Here is a 4,421-nt window from a genome sequence, read left to right on the forward strand (position 1 = left end):
CTTCTGCTGTGTTTCACAGGCCTGCCAGCCTTCTTAATATTTGGTATAAAATATTCCGATATTAATTCCCATTCTTTGTCTTTTAAATCTGTCTCATACGCTCTTCTATTCATTTATATTCCTCAATTGCATCCAACATCATCCAGATACACTAACATATCTCTCATTTGCGGACAAGCTCTTATAGTAATTTAGCTTCAATATGGGATTATATGTGTTATACTTGTCAGAAATTAAAAAAAAATACAACACCAAATAAACTTAAAAGAAAGCGTAATAAAATACATAACATTAGGTAATACTCAAAAGATGCGCACAAGAATAGTTACGGTGAGCAAAAGTAGTGTAAGTAGAGAGTGGATAGACTAGGAAAAAGAAGAAGTCATCATAGCTAGAGCACGATAAGGCCGTAACAAAAGTATCGATCTAAATCTACTAAAAATGTATGTTGAACATCAAAAAGATAAAACATGCAGAGAGCGTTAAACTATGTAACGTAAGCATTGCTTCTGTATGTAGAAAACTTAAAAAGTGAGGCTTTACCTGTAAACAACCCTGTTCCTTTGGAAAAGCATATGACGCAATACATATCAAGAAAAACAACCAACGATACAGCGCCGGAAAGTCTTGTATAGCGTGACGAGCGTGTTATAGAGATGACCCTTTGTAAAGGCAGCGGGCTGGGTAAGAGAAGTAAAACAGTGATTGGTAAAAAGCGTAGTCCATATTCCAAAAGACCCCCTAGTATCGTTGAAATAATCCATCCATAGCACCCAAGATTTTTAATGATTCTTGCAATTACTCCTCTTTTTAATCGTTGGGGAGCACAGCGTTGAATCACAGCGCTAAACCCCAGCCTAATTATGGATCATGCTTCGTTTCCTAAGTCTCAAAAGATGAAGGAAGAGATTGAATCTGTTGGATATAGCGTTTTTTTTCTTCCACTATATTGAAGCCAATGAAGAAATTCTGGGCTACTATAAAACAATGAATTAAGCGCCGCGTTACTCAATCTAAATGATATAAGGCTTTACTTGAATTCTTTTAAATCCCATCTTTAAGCTAAATTACTATATCTGTCAAAGTGCTCCATTCCAATCTCCTTGAAATTCCATCTGTAAAATTTGGTGATTCTAAAGGAGTATAAGCTTTTTTGCCCAAAATATAAGCCTCTAATTCCTCCCATTGAGTTTGGATATTTTGGGATAAGGTCATGTCTATCTCAGACTCTAAACACCGAAATCCGCTTGATAAAGAAACATGAAGCCATTGCACTGCTTTAGGAGAAGCGTGTCGGATAGAGTGAAATCCGCCGTTTTGTAAAAGCCAAGCCCACCACCATACTTGAGTACTTGTACCATTCTCTTGAATGTGCTTAGGGAGAGTGCCTGTTTTGTAATCAATAATAATGCCTCCCTCTATTCTATGATCAATACGATCTGCTTGAGCCACTAAGGTCACAGGACCAAAAGAAGTACGCACTTCTTGAGAGCCTCTTATTTCCAGAAAACTAGTAAAAAAGTGCTGCCTGCATTTCAGTTCATACTGAAACATCCCCTCAAAGCATCGTAAAATTTGAGTCTGAGTAATCCTATTATCCCATTGACTAAAAAGCATTTCTTCCACTAGCTGCATTAAGTGGAATCGTAATACAGATTCTGGAAGAGAAGTGGTGGGAGGACAACGACGCATCCAGTGGGCTAGGACACGATGACACGAGATTCCTAGCCTATACACATCTTGCTGAAAAGATGGAAGAGGAGAAATCCCTAAGATCCGTTTTAAGAAAAATCCGTAAGGATTCGTGTTTAATAAAACCATGTCACTTACGGAAAGAACTTTAGGAGTCACACCAGAACACAGAATAGACGGTTTACTGCACGCTACAGGAGAATAAAATGAAGACTTAAAAGACTCTGAAATAGGACGAGGAAGTACTGCCTGTAAGCGAGATAAAAAACGAGAGGCCTCCCCATTTTCTTTAGCACGTATCATCACGATATTCGGCGCAACTAAACAGGCAAAAAAATCTCGAGAAGCCAATCCAATTTGCCAAGAAGAAAGGGGAAAATTTAAAGACTCTTGTAGTGAAGGTGGAAGTAAGGGATTTGATGTAATGGGTCTAGGCCATCCCCCTTCATATAAGCTAGTCATGATGCATACATCATAATATGGCACCAACATTCGAGCTTCCCGAGGACCGCACATATGAAGCACTGAACAAGGGTGTTCTGAAAAAGATACAGTACGCGTGTTAAATAGATGTGTCAGCAAAGCTTCTACATCTACTCCATGCATTTCTTCATAAGCGCAGCTGCTATGCATTAATGCATCCAGTGCCCCTTTTATTTCTACTCCGGTTTCTTGCCAAAGGGTATCCTTTAGAAGCCCTTGGAGTGTACGCATTAATGTCTGGAGCCAAGTTTCTAATGGGTAGCCCTGCAAAGACTCTATCATAGAGGACAGCGGCTGAAGATGAATGTGATAAATCTCTATAATCCGTGCAGCAATACCCGGATAATGGGTATGTTGTCCATGACGCTTGAGCCACTCTAATAAATTTTCTGGTAGCCCGTTGCCTCGAAAATATTGATCTTCAAGAAAACATATCCACTGAAAAAGAACAGGATAACGCAGTCTCCATACGTTATGCTTTACACAATCAAGTGTAGAAAAAAAAGGCCATTTTTTTTGTACACACTGCCATAAAGCTAGAATGAAATGCGCACTACTATGATGTATGAGGCTTAAACTGCCTTGCCATTTAATCGGTATTTCTTCATGATTCAATAAAGTGGAAACGCCTTGGGCCAGCACTGAGTCTGGCGTTACGCACAACACTGATTGTCCCGCTTTGTAGTAAGCTATCAAGCATTCTGCCACTTGATGGGCTTCCTCTAAGGGTGTAGAGACGCTAATATACTGAAAAGTATTTTTTGGGGTGTGCGTTAAACAGGTTCCTTCATAAGAAGATAAAAAAGCGTCTTGAGCATCGGGTAAATATAATGCGTTTCTAGACCAATTTTCCCTTGAAGACAAGGCCATAAAAGAATCACGAGAAATGATTACAAGCTCCTCATACGCAACCTCTAATTCTAATAGCGTGGTTTGAAATCCATAAAAAGGATGGGAAGGACATAACGGATATTTCAAATTAGGTCCATAAGGAAACATTATCCATCCTTGATGCCATGTATTTAATTGTTTCATTAATTTGCGAGTAGAAGGAAGGGTCCCTTGAGATCCGACCAAAAGGGTTGGCCCTTTTAAAGATTTCTGACGATCAAGAATATGCTCTAAATATGCATTGTAAGTAGGATTTTTTTTTTTTACAAAATCAGGCCAACACTCTGAAATGTAACGTAACACGTGCAAAGTCGCACCATGATATTGGGAAAAAATCCCTTCTTGTATTTCATTTAATTTATTCCACGGTGTATTATAGATTAAGCTTTCTTCCCACAACTCCAATGCATCTTGCGCCATGGAAATACGGTGCTCTAAAGACAAACGGGGCAATACTGGCGTTAAAAAAGAAAGCATCAAGCCTAACCGCGTTTCAGAAGAAATAGGGTGAGTCTCGATAAGAGGATAAACCTTAGGAAGAGTGCCCAAAGGGGCTTGGGTTAGGAATTCCCTTTGCAAAAAAGAAATGCATCGCGCATAAGGCACGTACACCTCCCATTCCGAAACAGGGACTCCTAAACGCTGAGACTGCAGTACCACCCAGTGAGCAGTTAACGCAAAGAGGTTTTCTCCTTTTGCGCTCATCATCCATGAAGATAGAATCAATGAAAAGTTATTTTTTTATCTACATAAATTAAGTGTAGCGTATCTCTTGAATCCATCATAGGCCCATACTGAGCGTTTGTTCTCCTCTCAAAAGGAATGAGTTCTACGCTTCTCATAAGTCAAGAGAGCAATTTTAGGAAAAGCTCCCAAAAGAGCCTTAGTTAGAAATGTTCTGTGGAAAAAAATCGTCTATAAAATTTAGAGTATAAATTAGGTCACAACCAACGTAATCCCTCCATCGTAAAGGCTATGGGGGTGAGAAAAGTAGAGCTGGATAAGATCGATCTGAGGTGATCGAGGATGTCTTAGAAGTGCACATTTTCTTGCGTAGCGCGTTTAATCTAGGTGAACACATATCAGACCGTTCTTTTTCAACGTTGATGCATTGCTGCGTAAAATCGCATGTGGATCAGCGCCCTAGGCTGTTTGCTAACACCTTGAAACTTTTTGCTGCACCTTCATCCATTCGCAGATCCCGTTCGGCTACATTATTTGTAAACGGCACCCAGGGAATTTTTAAAACCAACAGAATCCCTTCTTTGCGGTCTTGGAATCTAACAAGCAAGTTATAGCCTTTTCCCTTGACACACGTTCCTCTTTTAGAATCATTTTTTTCCACCAAAGGGGGC

The 4,421-nt window shown here is 39.6% G+C and carries 3 protein-coding genes; all 3 read right to left on the bottom strand.

The window, feature by feature from the left end; all coding sequences use genetic code 11:
• Window positions 1–487: 487 nt before the first annotated feature.
• Window positions 488–841 (bottom strand): hypothetical protein, encoded by a 354-nt coding sequence (locus tag HCUR_RS09205; RefSeq protein ID WP_207760932.1) that lies wholly within the window; start codon window positions 839–841, stop codon window positions 488–490.
• Window positions 842–1,062: 221 nt separating this feature from the next.
• Window positions 1,063–3,774: a PD-(D/E)XK nuclease family protein gene (locus tag HCUR_RS05130; protein ID WP_104207048.1), complete on the bottom strand. Its 2,712-nt coding sequence runs from the start codon at window positions 3,772–3,774 to the stop codon at window positions 1,063–1,065.
• A 427-nt stretch (window positions 3,775–4,201) separates the two neighbouring features.
• On the bottom strand, window positions 4,202–4,421 hold a 220-nt coding region (locus tag HCUR_RS07850; RefSeq protein ID WP_165780786.1), incomplete at its 5' end, for an IS66 family transposase.

Source organism: Holospora curviuscula (assembly GCF_002930195.1).
In the GTDB taxonomy this organism is placed as follows: Bacteria; Pseudomonadota; Alphaproteobacteria; order Holosporales; family Holosporaceae; genus Holospora; species Holospora curviuscula.

What these genes read in the sequence shown, in the direction of transcription:
- HCUR_RS05130 (WP_104207048.1), bottom strand. Translation starts at nt 3,774, where the DNA reads ATGATGAGCGCAAAAGGAGAAAACCTCTTTGCGTTAACTGCTCACTGG.